Annotated in this window: 17 protein-coding genes and 1 tRNA gene; 13 read left to right on the top strand and 5 right to left on the bottom strand. The window is 53.7% G+C overall.

Features of this window, described 5'->3' with window-relative positions; all coding sequences use genetic code 11:
• Window positions 1-325: 325 nt before the first annotated feature.
• The 3 genes from AAZT04_RS04760 to AAZT04_RS04750 are packed head-to-tail and all read left to right on the top strand — an operon-like array spanning window position 326 to window position 3,963.
• A complete protein-coding gene (locus AAZT04_RS04760) occupies window positions 326-886 on the top strand; it encodes a sugar dehydrogenase complex small subunit (protein WP_434679124.1) in 561 nt (186 codons plus the stop codon).
• Between the two features lie 15 nt (window positions 887-901).
• Complete coding sequence (locus AAZT04_RS04755; RefSeq protein WP_258089905.1) at window positions 902-2,557, top strand: GMC family oxidoreductase; 1,656 nt, start codon at window positions 902-904, stop codon at window positions 2,555-2,557.
• On the top strand, window positions 2,554-3,963 hold the full coding sequence (locus tag AAZT04_RS04750; protein ID WP_434679122.1) for a c-type cytochrome: 1,410 nt from the start codon (window positions 2,554-2,556) through the stop codon (window positions 3,961-3,963). Before AAZT04_RS04755 ends, AAZT04_RS04750 begins: the two co-directional genes overlap by 4 nt.
• 96 nt (window positions 3,964-4,059) lie before the next feature.
• Here AAZT04_RS04750 and AAZT04_RS04745 read toward each other — a convergent pair whose 3' ends face one another.
• On the bottom strand, window positions 4,060-4,275 hold the full coding sequence (locus AAZT04_RS04745) for a hypothetical protein (protein ID WP_020826186.1): 216 nt from the start codon (window positions 4,273-4,275) through the stop codon (window positions 4,060-4,062).
• A gap of 477 nt (window positions 4,276-4,752) precedes the next feature.
• Here AAZT04_RS04745 and AAZT04_RS04740 point away from each other — a divergent pair, with 477 nt between their 5' ends.
• Window positions 4,753-6,747: a BCCT family transporter gene (locus AAZT04_RS04740; RefSeq protein ID WP_020826185.1), complete on the top strand. Its 1,995-nt coding sequence runs from the start codon at window positions 4,753-4,755 to the stop codon at window positions 6,745-6,747.
• 123 nt (window positions 6,748-6,870) lie between these two features.
• Here the strand turns inward: AAZT04_RS04740 and AAZT04_RS04735 are convergent.
• Window positions 6,871-6,958, bottom strand: a tRNA-Ser gene (locus tag AAZT04_RS04735).
• A 229-nt stretch (window positions 6,959-7,187) separates the two neighbouring features.
• On the opposite strand from AAZT04_RS04735, the gene yccA reads away from it, so the two are divergent.
• Together yccA and tusE are read left to right on the top strand one after the other, a co-directional pair.
• Window positions 7,188-7,847, top strand: a complete 660-nt coding sequence (yccA, locus tag AAZT04_RS04730; protein ID WP_004942825.1) for an FtsH protease modulator YccA — start codon at window positions 7,188-7,190, stop codon at window positions 7,845-7,847.
• A 111-nt stretch (window positions 7,848-7,958) separates the two neighbouring features.
• Window positions 7,959-8,288 (top strand): sulfurtransferase TusE, encoded by a 330-nt coding sequence (gene tusE / locus AAZT04_RS04725; protein ID WP_020826184.1) that lies wholly within the window; start codon window positions 7,959-7,961, stop codon window positions 8,286-8,288.
• A gap of 4 nt (window positions 8,289-8,292) precedes the next feature.
• Here the strand turns inward: tusE and yccX are convergent, their stop codons facing one another.
• Complete coding sequence (yccX, locus tag AAZT04_RS04720; protein WP_020826183.1) at window positions 8,293-8,571, bottom strand: acylphosphatase; 279 nt, start codon at window positions 8,569-8,571, stop codon at window positions 8,293-8,295.
• Between the two features lie 92 nt (window positions 8,572-8,663).
• On the opposite strand from yccX, the gene rlmI reads away from it, so the two are divergent.
• Together rlmI and hspQ are read left to right on the top strand one after the other, a co-directional pair.
• Window positions 8,664-9,854 carry a 23S rRNA (cytosine(1962)-C(5))-methyltransferase RlmI gene (gene rlmI, locus AAZT04_RS04715; protein ID WP_044549619.1) on the top strand — a complete coding sequence of 397 codons (1,191 nt, stop codon included), beginning with the start codon at window positions 8,664-8,666 and terminating at the stop codon, window positions 9,852-9,854.
• A 61-nt stretch (window positions 9,855-9,915) separates the two neighbouring features.
• Window positions 9,916-10,233, top strand: coding sequence for a heat shock protein HspQ (hspQ, locus tag AAZT04_RS04710; protein ID WP_020826181.1), 318 nt, complete (start codon window positions 9,916-9,918; stop codon window positions 10,231-10,233).
• 66 nt (window positions 10,234-10,299) lie between these two features.
• Here the strand turns inward: hspQ and AAZT04_RS04705 are convergent, their stop codons facing one another.
• Window positions 10,300-10,713, bottom strand: a complete 414-nt coding sequence (locus AAZT04_RS04705; RefSeq protein ID WP_046373973.1) for a CoA-binding protein — start codon at window positions 10,711-10,713, stop codon at window positions 10,300-10,302.
• 260 nt (window positions 10,714-10,973) lie between these two features.
• Here AAZT04_RS04705 and AAZT04_RS04700 point away from each other — a divergent pair, with 260 nt between their 5' ends.
• Together AAZT04_RS04700 and AAZT04_RS04695 are read left to right on the top strand one after the other, a co-directional pair.
• Complete coding sequence (locus tag AAZT04_RS04700) at window positions 10,974-11,645, top strand: DUF2057 family protein (protein ID WP_046375058.1); 672 nt, start codon at window positions 10,974-10,976, stop codon at window positions 11,643-11,645.
• A 120-nt stretch (window positions 11,646-11,765) separates the two neighbouring features.
• Window positions 11,766-12,224, top strand: coding sequence for a methylglyoxal synthase (locus AAZT04_RS04695; RefSeq protein ID WP_020826178.1), 459 nt, complete (start codon window positions 11,766-11,768; stop codon window positions 12,222-12,224).
• Window positions 12,225-12,257: 33 nt separating this feature from the next.
• Here the strand turns inward: AAZT04_RS04695 and helD are convergent, their stop codons facing one another.
• Window positions 12,258-14,312 (bottom strand): DNA helicase IV, encoded by a 2,055-nt coding sequence (helD, locus tag AAZT04_RS04690; RefSeq protein ID WP_434679116.1) that lies wholly within the window; start codon window positions 14,310-14,312, stop codon window positions 12,258-12,260.
• Between the two features lie 166 nt (window positions 14,313-14,478).
• Between helD and AAZT04_RS04685 the strand changes: the two genes are divergently transcribed.
• The 3 genes from AAZT04_RS04685 (at window position 14,479) to AAZT04_RS04675 (ending at window position 18,270) form a co-directional block, all read left to right on the top strand.
• Entirely contained in the window at window positions 14,479-14,931 is a 453-nt protein-coding gene (locus tag AAZT04_RS04685) for a YccF domain-containing protein (RefSeq protein WP_020826176.1), read from the top strand.
• A 26-nt stretch (window positions 14,932-14,957) separates the two neighbouring features.
• The gene (gene yccS / locus AAZT04_RS04680; protein ID WP_434679114.1) at window positions 14,958-17,093 is read left to right on the top strand and encodes a YccS family putative transporter; all 2,136 of its coding nucleotides are present in this window, start codon (window positions 14,958-14,960) and stop codon (window positions 17,091-17,093) included.
• A gap of 601 nt (window positions 17,094-17,694) precedes the next feature.
• A complete protein-coding gene (locus tag AAZT04_RS04675) occupies window positions 17,695-18,270 on the top strand; it encodes a lysozyme inhibitor LprI family protein (RefSeq protein WP_046373976.1) in 576 nt (191 codons plus the stop codon).
• Window positions 18,271-18,277 lie beyond the last annotated feature (7 nt).

Genomic DNA, 18,277 nt, shown 5'->3' with positions numbered 1-18,277 from the left:
TTAATACCCCGTTTTAAATCCGTCCTAATAGCGGAAATAATGTTATTTACCGTCATTAATTATCTTTAAATACCCGCCACGGCACCGTTCACTCTCCCGCCAAGCGGCCACACCTCCGGTCTTTTTTATTCTTTCTGTGCTTTTTTATCAGGGCGTTTGAGCAAGTTTATTGCCGAAAAGTTATCGGCAAGTTAATATCCCGCCAAATTATTAGATACAGAACCGTAAACAATGCATTTATCCCATTGTTGATTATTTTTTATCTCTCTTTACCCCTTCTCTTTTGCCTGCTTTGGCAATAACACCTGTTTTGTGAGAAAAACACATGGAAAATTTGTTATCAGACGATGGTGAGTTACCGACCAAAAATGGAACCGGTTTCAGTCGACGGGAAGTGCTGCTGGGGCTGGCCTCAACCCTGCTGGCAACGTCATTGCTCAGTTACCCGTTCCTCAGCCTGGCAGAACAACATACCGCGGCGGCCAACCCGCTGCAGTTTGCTCGTTTCTTCAAAATATCCCAGACATTGAGCGAACATGAGGACATCGATCAGGGAATGTCGGCGCGTATTTTTACGGCCTTACATAATCAGAATGATCAGTTCGCCACGCAGGTTGAGCAGCTTGGTGGGCTGTTACAGTCGGGTCAAAGCGCAAAACAGCTGCAACAACTGGCCATTCAGGCCGGCTTGCAGGCCCTGGTGACCGCCATTATCACCGCCTGGTATACCGGCACCGTCGGCCACGGCCAAACGGCTGAGCTGATTGCCTATAAAGACGCGTTGATGTACCTCCCCGCCAGCGACGCGCTGATCGTTCCCACCTACTGCGGCAATGGCCCGTTGTGGTGGACCGCTCCCCCTCCAGCGGTCAACGCTTCCCTGTGATCTGAGAGTCTTCTAATGAAAAAACCTGAATTTACTGCCGATGGCAACGCCTCGGCCGATATCGTGATCGTGGGCTCCGGCATTGTGGGCGGCATGATGGCCGATCAATTAGTCAGCCAGGGTTATTCTGTGCTGGTGCTGGAAGCAGGCCTGCGTATTGAACGCGCCCAGGCCGTAGAAAACTGGCGCAATATGCCTTTTGATAACCGCGCCGGCTCCGATTATCAAGGGTTGTACCCGCAATCCGAGTTCGCCACTGCTCCGCTCTATTTTCCTGAAAACAACTATGTCGCCCTGAGCGGCCCGAGCGCAGGCAGCTTCAAGCAAGGGTATCTGCGTACCGTCGGCGGCACCACCTGGCACTGGGCCGCGTCCTGCTGGCGCCACCTGCCCAGCGATTTCCAAATGAAAACCCTGTACGGCGTTGGCCGCGACTGGCCGATTTCCTATGATGAACTTGAGCCGTACTATTGCCGGGCCGAAGAGGAAATTGGCGTGGCGGGCCCTAACGATCCGCAGCAGCAGTCGCCGGTTGAACGCAGCAAACCCTACCCGATGGATATGGTGCCCTGGGCGCATGGCGATATTCGTTTTGCCGAAGTGGTTAACCCGCACGGCTACCGTTCAGTCCCGATCCCACAGGGGCGCAGTATCCACCCGTGGAAGGGCCGTCCAACCTGCTGCGGCAACAACAACTGTCAGCCCATTTGCCCCATCGGTGCCATGTACAACGGCATTCATCATGTTGAACGTGCTGAAATGAAAGGTGCGGTGGTGCTGGCGGAAGCGGTGGTCTACAAGATAGATACCGATGAGCAAAATCGGGTCACTGCGGTGCATTGGCTTGACAACAAAAAGCAGTCTCACCAGGCCACGGCCAAGGCTTTCGCGTTGGCCTGTAACGGCATAGAAACGCCGCGCCTGCTGTTGATGGCGGCCAACGATCGCAACCCGAACGGCATCGCCAACGCTTCCGATCAGGTCGGTCGTAACATGATGGATCACTCCGGTTTTCACTGTACTTTCCTGGCGAAAGAGCCGCTGTGGCTCGGGCGTGGCCCGGCGCAGAGCAGCTGCCTGGTCGGCCCACGTGACGGTGAGTTCCGCAAAGACTACTCGGCCAATAAGATGATCCTCAACAACATCAACCGGGTCGTGCCTGCCACCCAGAAGGCGCTGGAACAAGGCTTGGTCGGTAAAGAATTGGATGCCGAAATACGCCGTCGCGCCGCTTACGGCGTCGATTTATCCATCAGCCTGGAACCGTTACCAGACCCAAATAACCGCCTGACGCTGAGTAAAACCCGCAAAGATGCCCACGGTTTGCCTTGCCCGGACATCCACTACGATGTCGGCGATTACGTGCGTAAAGGCGCAGAGGCCGCACATAAGCAATTGGAACATATCGGCCAACTGTTCGACGCCGAAGAGTTCAACATCACCACCAGCCTGAATGCCAATAACCACATCATGGGCGGCACCATCATGGGCGATAACCCAGCAGACTCGGTGGTCGATGGCAACTGCCGCACCCATGACCATGCCAACCTTTGGTTGCCGGGCGGCGGCGCAATTCCTTCCGCCAGCGTGGTGAACAGCACCTTGACCATGGCGGCTCTGGGCATCAAGGCCGCCGATGACATTGCGCGGGCACTGGCGGTGAAACCATGAAAAAACAGGCGAAATTGACGCTATTATCCCTGCTGTTGCTCGGCGGCAGCGCCGTGCAGGCGGCGGATAACGGAGAGTTAAGCGGTGCGGCGTTGATTAAAAAAGGCGAGCAAATTGCTATCTCCTCGGACTGCCAGGCCTGCCATACCAAACCCGAAGGCGGTACCCCCTTTGCCGGCGGCTATGGTATCAGTTCCCCTATGGGCGTGATTTACGCAACCAACATCACCCCATCAAACGCGGAGGGCATTGGCAGTTATAGCGAAGAGCAGTTTGCTCGTGCCGTCAGGGACGGGATCCGTGCCGATGGCACCCACCTCTATCCCGCCATGCCCTATACCTCTTATACCAGGTTGAGCGATGCGGACATCAAGGCGCTGTATGCCTACTTTATGCACGGCGTGAAGCCGGTCGATCAGAAAAATACGCTGACCGACCTGCCCTTCCCATTCAACCTGCGCTTTAGCATGGCCGCCTGGAATCTGCTGTTTCTCAAAGACGGCCGATTTGCACCCGATGCGGCCAAAAGCGAGCAATGGAACCGGGGGGCTTATCTGGTCAACGGGCCTGGGCACTGCGACACCTGCCATACCCCGCGCAACCTGCTGATGGCTGAAGACAGCAGTCAGGCTCTTGCGGGTGGCATGGTCGGCAGCTGGTACGCTCCCAATATCACGTCAGACCCGATCAGCGGTATCGGCGGCTGGAGCAACCAGCAACTGGTGCAGTACCTGAAAACCGGTCGGGTGGTCGGCAAAAATCAGGCTGCGGGCGGCATGGCGGAAGCCATCGAAAACAGCCTGCAATATTTTTCCGATGACGATCTGGCGGCTATTGCCGTTTACCTGAAAAGCACCACGCCTGTCAGAGATGCCAAGGATAGCCAGCCGGCCGACAGTTACGGCAAGCCGTTGAACGTTGAGCCTCAGCTGCGCGGGTTGCAGCCTGCCAATGCCAACAACACCGTTACCGACGGCGCAGCGTTATTCAGCGGCAACTGCGCCAGTTGCCACCAACCGGACGGCAGCGGCAGCAGAAACCAGGCTTATCCTTCGCTGTTCAATAATACCGCCACCGGTTCAAGCAATCCGGCCAACCTGATCTCGGCCATACTGTTCGGGGTCGAGCGAAAGGTGGGCGATCAGCACGTGCTGATGCCGAACTTTGGCCCGCTGTCGTACGTCAATCCGTTGAACGACCAGCAGATCGCCGCTATCAGCAATTATGTGCTACAGCAGTACGGCAATCCCGCAGTGAAGGTCAGCGCTGCGGACGTGACCGTATTGCGCCTGGGTGGCCCGGTGCCACTGCTGGCGATGCTGCAGCCTTATATGGCCCCGGCAATCGGCATTGCGGTGGTGGCGTTGATCTTTATGGCATGGCTGTTGGGGAGAAAGCGGCGCTGAATTGATGACTGCAGGCTGGGGAGCTATCCCCAGCTTGCAGGCATTGCCGCATTTCCACAGGGATAGTTCGCAGACCGAATCTGAAAAGAACGGGGGTTATTGCGTTTGATTTTCCACACGGGTAATACCGTGTTTCTTCATCACTTCTTCCATGGTCAGATTGTCATCATCCGGCGTTTCGTCAATCACAACATCCTGCGGGCGGACATAAGGCTTGGTTGCGCGTTTGAACATCCACCACCAAACGAACACCAGAAAGGCACCGGACTTCAGAAAGATCATGGTCCATAACGCTATTTGATACCAGCTCATCTTTATCTCCATGAAAGCGTTAAACGCGAGCGAATGGATCTATTTTAACCCTTGGCTTGATCGGATCAATAGTAAACGGCAGATCCCTCCGGGTTCAGGCCACTGTTATAGGGATTTCTATCATGATCTGCTCTACCTGCCGCTAAAACCCCCTTGAACTGCCTCAGAAACCCTGCCCGCAGCCTGATCCTGTTTTTGCCCGCATTTTGTCATAGTGAAAGCCATGCAAATTCCTCTGCACCGGTTTTTCCCTGCAAAAAGAGTGAATTACCCTTTCTCATCGCAATGTTTTTATATAGCTAAAACGTCTAACCAAACCACTTAAAACAGCCTTTTTGACCATAAAAATGTAAATTGCCCCGATTTTTCTATATACTCGCGGAGTTTAATTTCTTGGGCAGCCTGTTTGCCCCTCTTTTTATGGAGTTGTTTTAACGGACTATCCCATTCCCTAACGGACTAGCAAGAAGGTATTCTATGAGCCAAAACGACACTGAAATTGTGGCACGTCGTAGCCATATCAATCCTCCGGTATTTTTTATATCTGCCGCTTTAATCATCGTCCTGGTGGCCTTTGCCGCCTTCTATCCTGAGTTAGCCGATCGTAAGTTCAAGGCGCTGCAACAGGGTATTTTCACTAACGCCAGCTGGTTTTACATTCTGGCGGTCGCCCTGATCCTGCTGAGCGTGACCTATCTGGGGTTATCGCGTTACGGCAATATCAAGCTCGGGCCGGATCACGCCCAGCCAGACTTCAGCTATGTTTCCTGGTTTGCCATGCTGTTTTCCGCCGGTATGGGCATTGGTCTGATGTTCTTTGGCGTCGCCGAACCGGTGATGCACTACCTTTCTCCCCCGACCGGGACACCGGAAACAGTGGAAGCGGCTAAACAGGCCATGCGCCTAACCTTCTTCCACTGGGGCCTGCATGCCTGGGCGATTTATGCCATCGTGGCGCTGATCCTGGCGTTCTTCAGCTACCGTCATGGCCTGCCCTTGACGCTGCGTTCCGCGCTTTATCCCATCATCGGCGATCGCATATACGGGCCGATTGGCCACGCAGTCGATATTTTTGCGGTAATAGGTACCGTATTCGGCGTCGCGACCTCCCTGGGCTACGGCGTGTTGCAGGTTAACGCCGGGCTTAATCACCTGTTCGGCTTGCCGATCAATGCAACGGTGCAGGTGGTGCTGATCGTGGTGATCACCGGGCTGGCAACGTTGTCGGTGGTTTCCGGGTTGGATAAGGGCATCCGTATTCTGTCCGAACTGAACCTCGGCCTGGCGGTGCTGCTGCTGGTCCTGGTGGGTACACTCGGCCCGACCGTGCTGTTGCTGAAATCCTTTGTTGAAAATACCGGCGGCTATCTTTCCGATATCGTCAATAAAACCTTTAACCTTTACGCTTACGAGCCGAAATCCAGCAACTGGCTGGGAGGCTGGACACTGCTGTATTGGGGCTGGTGGCTATCCTGGTCACCGTTCGTCGGCATGTTTATCGCCCGCGTTTCACGCGGACGTACCATCCGTGAATTCGTTACCGGCGTGTTGTTCGTTCCGGCGGGCTTTACGCTGCTGTGGATGACCGTTTTCGGCAACAGCGCCATTAATTTGATCATGAACGAAGGGGCGCGCGATCTGGCCAATACGGTGCAAAACGACGTAGCCCTGGCGTTGTTCAACTTCCTGGAGCACTTCCCGTTCTCTAATATTCTGTCGTTTATCGCTATGGCGATGGTCGTGGTGTTCTTCGTCACGTCGGCAGACTCTGGGGCGATGGTGGTTGATACGCTGGCTTCGGGCGGTTCGGATCAAACCCCTATATGGCAGCGGATCTTTTGGGCTTCCCTGATGGGTCTGGTGGCGATTGCGTTGTTGATTGCCGGCGGTTTAAGCGCATTGCAAACCGTGACTATTGCCAGCGCCCTGCCGTTTTCGATGATCCTGCTGGTCTCAATCTACGGGTTGTTAAAAGCCTTACGTATCGACGCCTACAAACGCGACAGCCAGATGATGACCACGATTGCGCCGACCGCCGCGCGCAACCCGATCTCATGGCAGCGGCGTTTGCGTAATATTGCCTATTTCCCGAAGCGTTCTCAGGTAAAACGCTTTGTCGGTGAAGTGGTTCAACCGGCGATGGCGCTGGTGGAAGCCGAACTGGCCAAGCAAAATACCACCTCCTCGATTGACGATTCGCAAGACGATCGCATCCGTTTCGAAGTCGATTTAGGGGAAGATCTGAACTTTGTCTATGAAGTGCGCCTGCGCGCTTACATTCAACCGGCCTTTGCTCTGGCGGGGTTGAAAGATGAGGAACGCGACGAGGAACATAAATACTATCGCGGTGAGGTTCATCTGAAGGAAGGGGGCCAGGATTACGATGTGATGGGCTGGACGCAAGAACAGATCATTCACGATATTCTCGACCAGTACGAGAAGCACCTGCACTTCCTGCATTTGGTGCGTTAGCGGTTGCTTTGCCAGACAAACCGTCCCAGCCGGGGCGGTTTTTTTATGGGTCCACGGCGGCGATTGCCGTTTTTCAAACCCAATAAAAAACCCCGCGCTCAGAGAGCACGGGGTCATAATTTATGGCGGAGGAGCAGAGATTCGAACTCTGGAACGGTTTCCCGTCGACGGTTTTCAAGACCGTTGCCTTCAGCCACTCGGCCACCCCTCCGCAACGAGGCGAACTATAAACAGAGCTGATCCGCTTGTAAAGCCCAAGGCCGTTCAACCGAACGAAAAACCAGCACCTCACGCTTGAGCGTTGAAGAAACCGCCAACTCCGGTTCAAGGTTGCAGCAATGATAACTAAGGGTAAAGATTGGTAAACAAACTTTAATCAAACGCTTGCGCTGCCTATCATCGTCACTAATTTTGTGATGACCTGACTAAGAGAGATCATTATGGACCGTATTGTCGTCTCATCCTCCTCGCGCGACTCTTTGCTGAGTACGCATAAGGTTCTGCGTAACACCTATTTTCTGCTTTCACTGACGCTGGCTTTCTCGGCGCTCACCGCAACCGCCAGCACCATGCTGGGGCTGCCGGCGCCGGGCCTGCTGCTGATGCTGGTCGGCTTCTACGGGCTGATGTTCCTGACCCACAAGCTGGCTAACAGCCCTGCAGGCATCCTGGCGGCATTCGCCCTGACCGGTTTTATGGGTTATGCCCTGGGCCCCATCCTCAGTTCATTTATTAATACCGGAGCCGGCGACCTGATCATGCTGGCGCTGGGAGGCACCGCAGTGGTGTTCTTCTGCTGTTCGGCCTACGTGCTGACCACCCGCAAGGATATGTCGTTCCTGTCCGGAATGATGATGGCCGGTTTTGTAGTACTGCTGGTGGCGGTGATCGCCAATCTGTTCCTGCAGATCCCGGCCCTGCACCTGGCGATTAGCGCACTGTTTATCCTGTTCTCCGCCGGCGCCATCCTGTGGGAAACCAGCAACATTATTCACGGCGGCGAGACTAACTACATCCGCGCCACCGTCAGCCTGTACGTATCGTTGTACAACATGTTCATCAGCCTGTTGAGCATTCTGGGCTTCGCGCGCAGCAACTGATTCGGCGTCTGAGTCATACCCAAAGCCCCGCTCCGGCGGGGCTTTATTTTTTGCGGCGGTAAAAGTTTGCTAAACTGGCGGCCGTTCTGAATTACCCGTTACCGAGGCAGTATGTTGGAGTATCAAGGTCAGGTTATTGAAACTGACGCACAGGGTTACCTGAAAAACAGCGCCGACTGGCACGAGGCCCTGGCGCCGCTGCTGGCCGAGCAGGAAGAAATCACGCTAACCGAGGCGCATTGGGAAGTGGTGCGTTTCGTACGCGGCTTTTACCTGGAATTTAATACTTCACCGGCGATCCGCATGCTGGTCAAAGCTATGGCGCAGAAGTACGGAGAGGAGAAAGGCAACAGCCGCTACCTCTATCGCCTGTTCCCCAAAGGCCCGGCCAAACAGGCAACAAAAATCGCCGGTTTGCCGAAGCCGGTAAAATGCATCTGAGACGCTAATAGCGAATGCTGAAGCCTTGATAATCTGCCGTACCGCGCGGTTCCACCAGCACGCGATCGACACGTGCGCTACGCGGACCGCCGCTTTTCAGCCATTCCACCAACTTATCCACCTGCGGTTGCTCGCCGCAGGCCACCACCTCGACGCTGCCGTCATCAAGATTGCGCGCATATCCGCTTAACCCCAACGCCGTCGCCTGATGCTGGGTGTTGTAGCGAAACCCTACCCCTTGCACCACGCCATAGACATACGCAGCAATACAAACTTGTGTCATAATCGGCCCCTTATCGAATTTCGTTTATGGCATTTTCTGTGCGTTTGCACGGCAATGTCACTCTTTTTACCTAGCTGGCAGCATTCTTAATTATGACCGTACGCCTGTTTCTCGCCAAAGGACGTGAAAAGTCCTTACTCCGTCGCCACCCATGGGTCTTCTCCGGTGCCGTTCAACGTATTGAAGGTAAAGCCCTGTCCGGCGAAACCATCGATATTCACGACGCGCAGGGCAAATGGCTGGCGCGCGGCGCCTACTCGCCTGAATCGCAAATCCGTGCCCGTGTCTGGACTTTCCAGCAGGATGAAGACGTTAACATCGAATTCTTCATCCGCCGTTTACAGCAGGCACAAAGCTGGCGTGATTGGGTTGCGAAGCGCGACGGGTTGGACGGATACCGTCTGATCGCCGGTGAATCCGACGGCATGCCGGGCATCACCATCGATCGCTTCCAGAATTTCCTGGTGTTGCAATTGTTGTCTGCCGGCGCCGAGTATCAACGTGCTGCGCTGATTACCGCCTTGCAGCATTGCTACCCGGAATGCGCCATTTACGATCGCTCAGACGTCGCGGTGCGTAAGAAAGAAGGCCTGCCGTTGGCGCAAGGGCCGGTATTGGGTGACCTGCCCCCTGCTCTGTTGCCGATCACCGAGCATGGCATGAAGCTGCTGGTGGACATTCAGCAGGGCCATAAGACCGGTTTTTACCTCGACCAGCGCGACAGCCGCCTGGCTGCCCGTAACTATTCCGCCGGCCGCCGCGTGCTTAACTGCTTCTCTTATACCGGCGCATTCGCGGTATCTGCATTGATGGGTGGTTGCTCACAGGTGATCAGCGTAGATACGTCGCAAGCGGCGTTGGATATCGCCAAGCAGAACGTTGAACTGAACCGGTTGGATCTGAGCAAGGCCGAGTTTGTGCGCGATGACGTGTTCCAACTGCTGCGCAACTACCGCACGCAGGGTGAAAAATTCGATCTGATTATTATGGATCCGCCGAAGTTCGTCGAAAATAAAAACCAGCTGGCCAGTGCCTGCCGTGGCTATAAAGATATCAACATGTTAGCGCTTCAGTTGCTGAATCCAGGCGGTATTTTGCTGAGCTTCTCCTGCTCCGGTCTGATGCCTACCGATTTGTTCCAGAAAATTTTGGCCGATGCCGCTGTAGATGCCGGGCGTGATGTACAATTTATAGAGCAGTATCGTCAGGCTGCCGATCACCCGGTAATTGCGACTTACCCTGAAGGGCTGTATTTGAAAGGGTTTGCGTGTCGGGTGATGTAACTTGAAATACGCTGTTTTGCCCTCATATAGAGAGCAAGGCACTGTTTCTCAGGAGGTCATCATGATTGCCAGCAAATTCGGTATCGGACAACAGGTTCGGCATAAGCTGCTGGGGTACTTGGGGGTGGTAATTGATATCGACCCTGAATACTCCATGGAACAGCCTAAAGCTGATGAAATAGCGGCGAATACCGATCTACGTTTCGCCCCTTGGTACCACGTGGTGATGGAGGACGAAGAAGGCCAACCGGTGCATACCTATCTGGCAGAAGCACAGCTGGATGGCGAAGCCCAGGATGCCCATCCTGAACAACCTTCACTGGACGAGTTGGCGGAATCTATCCGTCACCAGCTCCAAGCCCCGCGCCTGCGCAACTGATTAGCCAGGCCTGAGAAACACCCAATAAGGGCCTGGCATTTGTCAGGCCTTTTCTTTTACCGGCTTTCAGCGCTCCAGACCCAGGCGAGGAAGCTCGATTTTAGGGCAACGGTCCATTACCACCTTCAATCCTGCCTCACGCGCCAATGCCTCGGCCTGTTCATTAATGACGCCAATTTGCAGCCATAACGCTTTGGCACCAATCGCAATCGCCTCTTGCGCTACGCCATACGCCGCCTCTGAATTACGGAACACATCAACCATGTCCACCGGGTGCGGAATATCTTTCAGCGTGGCATAGGCCTGTTGGCCAAGCAACGTTTGCCCTGACAGCTTGGGACTGACCGGCGTTACCTGATATCCCTGTGACAGCAGATAAGCCATGACACCAAAGCTGGGCCGGGACGGATTATCACTGGCACCCACCAGCGCAATGGTTTTCACCTGCTTGAGCAGGTCGGCAATCTCATGGTCTTGCATCTTCGGCTCCAATCATCAACGGGCGATTTCCCTGTTCCGAGTGTACTCTATCGGCTTTAAATCGGCTAAACGCAACCATGCGGAAACTCCCGGCCACTTTTGCGGTCTGATGCTGTCACTGCCAGCACATCCGGCTCAAATAAATATCCAAATGAAAATAAGTGTGTACATTTGTAAATCAAACCGTAATCCTGAAAAACTTTGACACAATCTATGGCGTGTTCAACACTAATAGCGATGCCACTTATAAGGAGATAACCATGAAATTTGGTCTGATGGTTGCGGGGCTGCTCAGCATCAGTATCAGCATGCCTGCCGTGGCTACGACTCTGAAACTCTCCCCGGACATCGATCTGCTGGTGGTCGACGGCAAGAAAATGACAGGAGCGTTGTTAAAAGGTGCCGACAGCCTGGAGCTGGATGGCGGGCAACATCAGTTGCTGTTTAAAGTGGCCAAGTCTGTACGTTCAGGGCAGCACGAACAAACTGCCTATACCTCCCCTCCGCTGATCGCGACCTTCAGTACGCAGAATGTCAGCTCCGTTGCCATTGAGCTGCCGCGTATTGAAAATGTACGTGATGGCCAAAGATTCGATAAAACGCTCAACTATCAAGTGATTGATAAGAACGGTAACGCGCTGGCGATGAAACACGACGTGCTGCATGCCGATGGCGCCACGCTCAGCGTCGATTTGGAAAAAGTCATGGCGGACTACAACAGTCAAAACCGCCCGGCCTCGGTGCCGGCTTTCACCCAGGTGCGCGCGACCACGCCTTCCTCTCCGCTCGCCAGTGCCGCGCTGAACTCCCCCACGGTCACTTTGAAGGGTGAAAACGTTTCCGAACAGATGCTGCAATACTGGTTCCAACAGGCGGACAAAGAGACGCAAAAGCGTTTCCTCCAGTGGGCGAATAAACAGCCCGTTCGTTAAGATTACCGGCGCCTTTATTTAAAGGCGCGCTTTCTTCGCATTTTCAGGTGTAAACGCTAGGCAGTGAAAAACAGTTTCAGTAATCTGTCGCACATCCCCTGATTAGCGAAGGACATCGAGATGGAATTTACTACCCGCACTATCGCCGCGCGTAAACACATTGCGCTGGTGGCACACGATCACCGCAAACAAGCCCTGCTTGCCTGGGTTGAAGAAAACAAATCCGTCCTTGAGCATCATCAACTGTACGCCACCGGCACTACCGGTAACCTGATCCAGCGTGCCAGCGGCATTCCGGTGCAGAGCATGTTAAGCGGCCCGATGGGAGGCGATCAGCAGGTCGGCGCGCTGATTGCCGAGGGCAAAATAGATATGCTGATCTTCTTCTGGGATCCCCTCAATGCGGTTCCCCACGATCCGGATGTGAAAGCCCTGCTGCGTCTGGCGACGGTATGGAACATTCCCGTCGCCACCAACCGCTCAACGGCGGATTTCCTGATCGATTCCTCGCTCTTCAAACGTGAAGTGGAAATTGCTATTCCTGATTATCAGCGCTATTTGCAGGATCGTCTGAAGTAACGCTCGCGGCCTGGTTTCCGCCAGGCCTTAATTTTAAGGCTTCTTCTGAGCAGGAACGCCGAGATCCTGCAGTTGTTCAACGAAGACCGACGGACGTTCACGATCCTGCAGTAACCAGACCTGATGCTTGGCGCGAGTCAGCGCTACATACAGCAGTCGCCGCTCTTCGGCATCAGGGAAATCTTCCGGCTGCGGCAACAAAACATCCTCCAATACCGACTCACGCGCGACCGCCGGAAAACCGTCGCTGCCTTGGTGCAAACCGGCGATGATCACGTACTCCGCCTGCTGCCCTTTACTGGCGTGAATGGTCATAAACTCGAGGGTCAGTTTTGGCCAACGGGTCACCGCTTTTGCCAGCGCCTGCGGTTTCAAATGGTGATAGCGCGCCAGCACCAGAATTCGCTCATCCGGCTTGGCATAACCGCTCAGCTTGTCCAACAGATTTTCAAGCTGCTCATTCGGTAATAAAATCACCGATTTCTTATTGCCCTTGATCAGGCTGTTCAACGGTTTTTTCAGCTGATGCGGGTTCTGTTGCACAAAACGATTCGCGATCTCGCCGATACGATCATTAAAACGGTAAGTGGTATCGAGCGCACACTGGGCACCTTCGCCAAAGTTCTCGGCAAAGGCGGTGGTCAACGTCAGCTCGGCCCCGCTGAAGCGGTAAATGGCCTGCCAGTCGTCACCCACCGCAAACAGGCAGGTTTGTTTATTTTGTTTACGCAACGCCGCCAGTAATTGCGCACGCTGGGGTGAAATGTCCTGAAACTCGTCCACCAGGATGTGTTTCCACGGGCTGACGAACCGACCTTTCTCCAAGATATTGACCGCCTGGTGGATCAGGCCTGAGAAGTCCACCGCCCCTTCCTCTTTCAACGCCCCTTTCCAGGCCTTGAGCAAAGGAGCCATTAAGCGAATGCGTTTTGAGAACAGGTCACGGATTTCTTCATCCGCCTGTTCGATCATTTCTGCCTGGCTACCGCCGTGCATGCGCATCAGGCCCAACCAGCGTTCGAGTCTGCCGGCCAACCGCTCCGCCAGGCGCTTGTCCTGCCAAAAATCGCCTTCGGGCACTTCCCATTCCAACTCTTCAATCAACCATTGGCGCCAGCCTTTAGCCTGGGCTTTTTTCTCTGCGCACTGCTGCTGCCAATGGGTAATCAGCAAAGCCCGGCGAGCCTTGCTGTCGGTTTCCAGCTTACTGATCGCCGGCACCTTGCGGTTGCCCTGTTGGATAATCTGTAGTGCCAGTGCATGGAAGGTTTTGGCCTGGATGGCCACGCCGCCCAGCCGTTCCTGAATGCGTTCGTTCATCTCTTCCGCCGCCTGGCGACCGAATGCCAGCAGCAGTATTTGCCCGGGTTCGGCCTCCTGACGGCGCAATAGCCAGCCCGCGCGCGCCACCAATACCGAGGTTTTTCCGCTGCCTGCTCCGGCCAATACCAATACCGAGTCTTCACCATTAACTACGGCGCGACTTTGCGAGTCGTTCAGCGGTGAGCTTTCTATGCTCTGGAAGAAATCCTGGTGCGTCTCCAGCATCCGTTCGGTCCACTGCCGGTTACGCTGCTCCACGCTGTGCAACCCGTGCTGCAGCCATTGGCGGCAGAGTTGATAATCCTCCCGACAGTTGTCAAATTCCTCCAGCCGTGCGACCGGCATGGGCAAAGCACCGAAAGACTGGCGAATCTGTTGCTGCAACTTGCCCAGTTCGGATTTCTTGAACCACTTATCCTGTTGCTCAATTCGCTGAATATGTTCGACCTGTTGCTGTAAAACGCCGGCGCTGACCTCGCTCATCTCAGCGCTCCACTGCTGCCAGGCTTGCTGGAGGTAATGATAGAAACGCTGAGTTTCCTGCCATTCAGTCCCGTGCAGGCGCACCACTTTTTCATCCGGTAGCTCAAACTCCAGCTCGCCCCAGACGATGCCGCGCTTGCATCTAACCTGAATCAACTGATTGAAAGGAATAAGGTATTCATGCTTTTCACCGCTCACCTCGACCCCGGCGTGCAGCAAACGCACGCGGTTATAAGGATGCTGAGCCAGGTGTTTCCCCAGCGATGTCGCTTTAAGTTCCATATCTTCGCGCCATGACTATGTTGAGATTAAATAACGGATATCTGCCAGTTTACCTGCGATAAGCAGTGGCACTCTAGCGCTAAAAAAAGGGTAGAATAGATTTTGCGTTTTGATAGCAAACGCAACCGCATCGCGGTTTGGCCATCATTAGAGCAGAATGACGACTATGCGTACTGTACTGAATATTCTTAATTTTGTGTTGGGCGGTTTTGTCACTACCCTGGGCTGGCTGATCGCCACGGTATTTAGCGTGCTGTTGATCATCACCCTGCCACTGACTCGCTCCTGCTGGGAGATCACCAAGCTGTCGTTACTGCCGTTCGGTAATGAAGCTATTCACGTTAATGAGCTTTACCCGGAAAAAAGTAATGCGCTGCTTTCCGCCAGCGGCTCGCTGCTGAATATTGTCTGGCTGATCCTGTTCGGCTGGTGGCTCTGCCTGTCGCATATCGCTGCCGGTATTGTGCAGTGCGTAACTATTATTGGCATTCCGGTGGGCATTGCCAATTTCAAAATTGCCGCCATTGCCCTGTGGCCAGTTGGGCGTCGCGTGGTCTCAGTAGAAATGGCGCAACAGGCCAGAACTGAAAATGCCCGTCGTCAGTATCAGCAGCGTTAATTTTTTCTCCGCCCGAGGAGTTTTTTGTGCTCTCTTTTGCACCAGCAATACGCCGTTATGCCTACAACAGCAACCTGCTTTATGACCTGCGTATTTTTATTGCGCTGGCCGGCTCAGCCGCCGTCCCCTGGTGGCTCGGTATACCGAAACTCACCATTCCCCTGACTCTGGGGGTGGTGGCGGCGGCGTTGACCGATTTGGACGACCGCCTGACCGGCAGACTACGCAACTTGCTGATTACGCTGGTGTGTTTTTTTGTTGCCTCTGCCTCCATTGAACTGCTGTTTCCCTACCCCTGGCTGTTCGCGCTTGGCCTGACGACCTCCACCTGCGGCTTTATTCTGTTAGGTGCTCTGGGGCAACGTTACGCCACCATTGCATTTGGTGCCTTGCTGATCGCGGTTTACACCATGCTCGGCACTTCGATGTATGACGCCTGGTATCAACAGCCTATGCTGCTGATCATTGGTGCCCTGTGGTACAACCTGTTGACGCTGATAGGTCACCTGATCTTCCCTATCCGCCCTTTACAGGAAAACCTGGCGCGTTGTTACGACCAGTTGGCGAATTATCTGGACGCCAAAGCCAATCTGTTTGATCCCGACGCCGAACAGGATGCAGACCTGCCCTGGATGGACGTTGCCATGGCCAACAGCACGCTGGTGACTATCCTCAACCAAACCAAAGCTTCATTGCTGACGCGGTTAAAAGGCGATCGCGGCCAACGAGGCACCCGCCGGACACTGCATTATTACTTCGTTGCGCAGGACATCCATGAACGCGCCAGCTCCGCGCACGTTCAATACCAGGCGCTAAGCCGACAATTCCGTCATAGCGATATCCTGTTCCGCTTTCAGCGCTTGCTCAGCATGCAGGCTCGCGCCTGCCAGCAGTTGGCCCAGTCAATTTTGATGCGGCAAAAGTATCAGCATAACATTCGCTTCGAACCTGCCTTTGCTCGCATTGATGAAGCTTTGGCTCGCGTTACCCTGACCCCGGAAAATCGCGAGTTGACCAAGGCGCTTTCGCACCTGTTGAAAAATTTGCGAGCGATTGACGCACAGCTGGCAAATATTGAATCCGAACAGGCATTGGCCAACGGCCAGGTGGAAGAGAACAGCCTGTCGGATGACCGGCTCACCGGCTGGAGCGATATTCGCTTGCGCATCAGCCGCCATCTGACGCCGCAATCGGCCTTGTTCCGCCATGCCATTCGCATGTCTGTGGTGCTGTGTATTGGTTATGCCTTTATTCAATTTACTGGGATGCAGCATGGTTATTGGATCCTGTTAACCAGCCTGTTTGTCTGCCAACCCAACTACAACGCCACTCGCCGCAGGCTGGCCTTGAGGATAATCGGCACACTGGCCGGTATTCTTGTCGGGCTGCCAATCCTCTATTTTGTGCCCTCGGTGGAAGGCCAACTGGTGCTGATTGTGATTAGCGGCGTTTTGTTTTTTGCTTTTCGCACCGTGCAGTACGCACATGCCACCATGTTTATCACCCTGCTGGTATTGCTGTGCTTTAACCTACTGGGCGAAGGTTTCGAAGTCGCCGCACCGCGCGTATACGACACGCTTTTGGGTTGCGCCATCGCTTGGGCCGCGGTCAGCTTTATCTGGCCTGACTGGAAGTTCCGCCAATTACCCACGGTGGTCAGTAAGACGCTGAACGCCAACTGCCGTTATCTTGATGCCATTCTGGTGCAATACCATCAGGGGAAAGACAACGGCCTTTCCTACCGTATCGCTCGTCGGGATGCGCACAACAGTGATGCAGAGCTGGCATCGGTGATTTCAAATATGTCTGCCGATCCCAAGGCTAATAAGGCTATTCAGGACGCTGCATTCCGCCTGCTTTGTTTGAACCACACCTTATTGAGCTATATCTCTGCGCTCGGTGCACACCGTGAACGCCTGAATAACCCTGCGACCTTGGATCTGCTGAATGATGCCGTTTGCTATGTCGATGGTGCCCTGCACCAGGAGGAGCAGGACAACCGGCGCATCACTCAGGCATTAGAAAGCTTGGCAGAACGTATTCAACACGCAACGCCGGAGCCGGAAAGTAAAGATCAATTGGTACTGCAGCAGATTGGGTTGGTGATTGAACTCTTGCCGGAACTGACGATGCTTAAGGCGCAAATAGGTAAATCGGCATAATCATTCGGGCTATTTATCAGGCCCCTTATTTTTGGATTGTGGCCATGGCTCAGCAACATCATGGTACGCTCGAGCCATTGCGTCAGTTCACTGCTCAATTGCGAAGTCAATTAATCTTGATAAATAGCCGGTTCAAGAAAACAATTTAGAATAATGATGTTGCGAAAAAGAAATGAAATTAATTGTCAAATCATTTCCGGTTGGCTCTGCACTTTTTCATGCCACTTACAATTCAACGGCCATCCGCTCCCGCCGAGATAAGTAAGAATTGGTTGAGCAGCTTGACTACGGAGGAGAGCTAAAGATGAAGTATTTTTTTGTTAGTCTGAAGGTACTATTATGGGTGCAATCTTCGAGTTTTGGCGGGGATGACCTGATGTTATCAAAAGCAAGTGGCAAGTCGCAGAGGTACACATAAATACCGAATTTCCACGCACTCCATTCTACGCATGGAACGACCGGCAGCCTATTGGGTGACTTTTTACGGTGATGTAAAAAGGATTGCGAATGATACTTCAGAGGGGTAGGGTCACCTCCACAAAATCCGGGGGGGTCATCTTGTTTGAAGCGGGTATGAACTGTAATTGCTGGAATTAATCTCATGAAAAAGGCCGCATTGCTTCTGATCATTGCCTTCACATCTCTTTGTGCGGAGGCATCGCAATCCATGTGCACCAGCAACGTCACAAAAGAGCTTGAGGCGTGTGCAAAGGAAAATTTCGAAGATTCAGATAAAAATCTGAATCTTGCCTATAACGACTTAGCAGAAAAGCTATCCGCCACCGACAAGGGAATTCTCGTCCGTGCAGAAAAAGAGTGGCTCGCGTACAAAGAATCCACCTGTCAGAGCGCCTTTGAAATCACATTCCCTGGCGAAGAGGCAGGAATCGACAAATGGACGTGCCTGGACCAGATAACAAGAGCACGGACAGAAGAAATACAGTATTTGAATGCTGGAATTGGAGCATTGGGATTTTATAAGGCATTAGATGTAGTCCCAAAACTCTACGAGGCTGGTTCGCGCGATAAATTTATTTCGAAGCTGACCGATGCTTACGCCAAAGAGGATAACAAAAACTGGCGTGCGTACGTTGAAGACAATTGCAAATTGGCCGTCTCCAGAGTACACGAGGACAGATTCGCTTGTATCGCGAGACAAACATTCTATCGATATTAGATTTGAC

The sequence above is a fragment of the Serratia sp. Je.1.23.a genome, assembly GCF_051129805.1.
Taxonomy (GTDB): domain Bacteria; phylum Pseudomonadota; class Gammaproteobacteria; order Enterobacterales; family Enterobacteriaceae; genus Serratia; species Serratia liquefaciens.
This window is presented reverse-complemented; position numbering and strand designations above follow the sequence as displayed.

Coding starts and splice junctions, on each gene's coding strand:
- AAZT04_RS04760 (WP_434679124.1), top strand. CDS start 326: ATGGAAAATTTGTTATCAGACGATGGTGAGTTACCGACCAAAAATGGA.
- AAZT04_RS04755 (WP_258089905.1), top strand. CDS start 902: ATGAAAAAACCTGAATTTACTGCCGATGGCAACGCCTCGGCCGATATC.
- AAZT04_RS04750 (WP_434679122.1), top strand. CDS start 2,554: ATGAAAAAACAGGCGAAATTGACGCTATTATCCCTGCTGTTGCTCGGC.
- AAZT04_RS04745 (WP_020826186.1), bottom strand. CDS start 4,275: ATGAGCTGGTATCAAATAGCGTTATGGACCATGATCTTTCTGAAGTCC.
- AAZT04_RS04740 (WP_020826185.1), top strand. CDS start 4,753: ATGAGCCAAAACGACACTGAAATTGTGGCACGTCGTAGCCATATCAAT.
- yccA (WP_004942825.1), top strand. CDS start 7,188: ATGGACCGTATTGTCGTCTCATCCTCCTCGCGCGACTCTTTGCTGAGT.
- tusE (WP_020826184.1), top strand. CDS start 7,959: ATGTTGGAGTATCAAGGTCAGGTTATTGAAACTGACGCACAGGGTTAC.
- yccX (WP_020826183.1), bottom strand. CDS start 8,571: ATGACACAAGTTTGTATTGCTGCGTATGTCTATGGCGTGGTGCAAGGG.
- rlmI (WP_044549619.1), top strand. CDS start 8,664: ATGACCGTACGCCTGTTTCTCGCCAAAGGACGTGAAAAGTCCTTACTC.
- hspQ (WP_020826181.1), top strand. CDS start 9,916: ATGATTGCCAGCAAATTCGGTATCGGACAACAGGTTCGGCATAAGCTG.
- AAZT04_RS04705 (WP_046373973.1), bottom strand. CDS start 10,713: ATGCAAGACCATGAGATTGCCGACCTGCTCAAGCAGGTGAAAACCATT.
- AAZT04_RS04700 (WP_046375058.1), top strand. CDS start 10,974: ATGAAATTTGGTCTGATGGTTGCGGGGCTGCTCAGCATCAGTATCAGC.
- AAZT04_RS04695 (WP_020826178.1), top strand. CDS start 11,766: ATGGAATTTACTACCCGCACTATCGCCGCGCGTAAACACATTGCGCTG.
- helD (WP_434679116.1), bottom strand. CDS start 14,312: ATGGAACTTAAAGCGACATCGCTGGGGAAACACCTGGCTCAGCATCCT.
- AAZT04_RS04685 (WP_020826176.1), top strand. CDS start 14,479: ATGCGTACTGTACTGAATATTCTTAATTTTGTGTTGGGCGGTTTTGTC.
- AAZT04_RS04675 (WP_046373976.1), top strand. CDS start 17,695: ATGAAAAAGGCCGCATTGCTTCTGATCATTGCCTTCACATCTCTTTGT.